The organism is Micromonospora sp. NPDC049799 (genome assembly GCF_040656655.1).
Taxonomy (GTDB): domain Bacteria; phylum Actinomycetota; class Actinomycetes; order Mycobacteriales; family Micromonosporaceae; genus Micromonospora.
In genome coordinates this window covers 1-2,257 of record NZ_JBFAMU010000672.1, presented here as the reverse complement: position 1 = coordinate 2,257, position 2,257 = coordinate 1, and the positions used below count along the sequence as shown (strand labels likewise).

The following is a 2,257-nucleotide window of genomic DNA, read 5'->3' as shown; positions in this document are numbered from 1 at the left end:
GCATGCCGGCCCCCGACCCGCCGCTGGGCGTGGACGCCGACCTGCGGCCGGAGGGCCGGCAGGGTCCGCTGGTCCGCAGCCTCGCCGCGTACGCCCAGTACTACGCCCGCTGGTCCCGGGTGTGGGAGGCGCAGGCGCTGCTGCGGGCGCGGTTCGTGTGCGGTGACGCCGACCTCGGCGCGGAGTTCGTGGCGCTTGTCGACCCGGTCCGGTACCCGGCCGACGGGCTGACCCGCGAGCAGGTGATCGAGATCCGGCGGATCAAGGCGCGGGTGGAGACCGAGCGGCTGCCCCGCGGCGCCGACCCGGCCACCCACACCAAGCTCGGGCGGGGTGGCCTGGCCGACGTCGAATGGGCGGTCCAACTGCTCCAGCTCCGGCACGCCGGCGCGTACCCGGAGCTGCGCGGCACGCGTACCCTCGACGCGCTCACCGCCGCGCGGGACGCGGGCCTGGTCGACCCGGCGGACGCCGCGGAGATGGCGGCCGGCTGGACGCTGGCGGCGCAGGTCCGCAACGCGTTGATGCTGGTCCGCGGCCGGGCCGGCGACCAGTTGCCCCGGCACGGCGTGGAGCTGGCCGGCGTGGTCCGGCTGCTCGGGCGGGACGATCCCGGGGAGTTCCTCGACGAGTACCTGCGCACCGGCCGCCGCTCCCGGGCGGCGACGGAACGGGTGCTGGAGGGCTGACCCGCGCGCCGCCGGGCCGCGGCTCATCCCGCCCTACCGGCGGCGGACCAGCACCAGGTGGTCGACCAGTTCGCCGGTCTGGCCGTCCGGGCCGGTGGCGGTCCGGCGCGGCGCGTCGAGCCGCTCGGTCTCCCATCCGCCGGGCTCCAGGTCGAGGCCGTCGAGGGTCTCCTGCGGGGTGGGGAAGTCGTGGGCGTCGTGGTGGTGGTCCGCGTTGGCCCACGGCGGCAGTGCGCCGTGCTCGACCACGAGGAGCCGGCCCCCGGGCGCCACCGCCCGCGCCGCCGCGCGCAGCACGTCCAGACGCGGGAAGTCCAGCGGCGACTGGAGGAACTGCGCCGAGACCAGGTCGTAGGTACCGGTGGGGAAGCCGCGCGTGAGGTCGTGCCGGCGGAACTCGATTCGGGAGTCCACGCCCGCGTCCGTCGCGGCGGTCCGGGCCCGGTCGAGGGCGACGGCCGAGACGTCCACGGCGGTGACCTGCCAGCCCTGCCGGGCCAGCCAGGTCGCGTCGCCGCCCTCGCCGCAGCCGAGGTCCAGGGCGGTGCCGGCGGGCAGCGGGCCGGCGACGTCGACCAGGTGCGGGTTGGCCCGTCCGCTCCAGAGCTGTCCGCGCTGTCCGTAGAGGTCGTCCCAGAACCGGGCCGTCTCCGGGTGGTCGTGGCTGTCGTGCACGGTTCCTCCTGCGGTGGTGGGCGTCCGGTCGGCCCGTCGACGACGATGGTGGGCCGGTGACGTGGCGATCGGCAAGCGCCGTTGCCAAAGCGGCAACGTCAGCTGCCGAGGGTGTACTCCCCGGCGCGCGGGACGGTGACCGTCGTCCAGTCACCGTCGGCGGCGACCGTCGCCCCGCCGGACGCGCGCAGCCACCGGCTGTGCCGCACCCGGACCGGCACCGTGCCGGCCTGCGCCGCGCGGAAGGTGACCGACGCCCCGTCCGCCCGCACCAGCTCGCCGGGGGCGCCGACGACCGGCGTCGGATCGGCCACCGCCCAGACCTGCCAGTGCGGACCGGACCAGACCGGGGTGAGGTACGGCAGGCCGCCCCGGACCAGCTCGGCCTCCGCCCGACCCACCCAGGACAGCGGGGCGTCCGGCACCGCGACGTACTGCACCGCGTTGTCGGCCAGCCACGCCCGGTAGGTGTCGGCGGTTAGCGGGACACCCGTACCGGCCGCCCCCGGGACGGTGGTGAAGAACAGCGGGTTCCGGTCGATGTCGGCCTGCCGCAGCCAGCCCCGCGCCAGCGGCACCTCGCCCAGCGCGGCGGCCTCGGTGTAGTTCCGCGTCGGCGGGACCTCCACCCGGCCGGTGAGCCGCTGCCCGCCGAGGAAGTCCCGCAGCGGCGCGAAGTAGGCCGGCCGGTTGGTCGGGTCGCCGACGCTGCGCAGGTCCGCCGGCGGCACCGGCGGCAACCACCACGCGACCCCCACCAGCAGCGCGAGCAGTGCAAGGAAGGGCCCCCGCCTAACGCCTGCGGTAGAGGAAGGGCCCCCTCTCAACGCGGCGCCGGCGCCGGCCGGCCGGCTCGGGGCGCCGATCGACGCGGCACCGGCCGGCAGGCGCGC

General features: G+C 77.1%; 1 protein-coding gene and 2 pseudogenes. 1 reads left to right on the top strand and 2 read right to left on the bottom strand.

Translation table 11 applies throughout. The features are described 5' to 3' along the window. A pseudogene (locus AB0I76_RS28075) lies at positions 1–689 on the top strand (bifunctional [glutamine synthetase] adenylyltransferase/[glutamine synthetase]-adenylyl-L-tyrosine phosphorylase); the annotation flags it as partial. Positions 690–722: 33 nt separating this feature from the next. Here the strand turns inward: AB0I76_RS28075 and AB0I76_RS28070 are convergent. Then, a complete protein-coding gene (locus AB0I76_RS28070; RefSeq protein ID WP_357041589.1) occupies positions 723–1,364 on the bottom strand; it encodes a methyltransferase domain-containing protein in 642 nt (213 codons plus the stop codon). A gap of 98 nt (positions 1,365–1,462) precedes the next feature. Then, positions 1,463–2,143: pseudogene (locus AB0I76_RS28065) on the bottom strand (hypothetical protein); the annotation flags it as partial. Between the last annotated feature and the right edge of the window lie 114 nt (positions 2,144–2,257).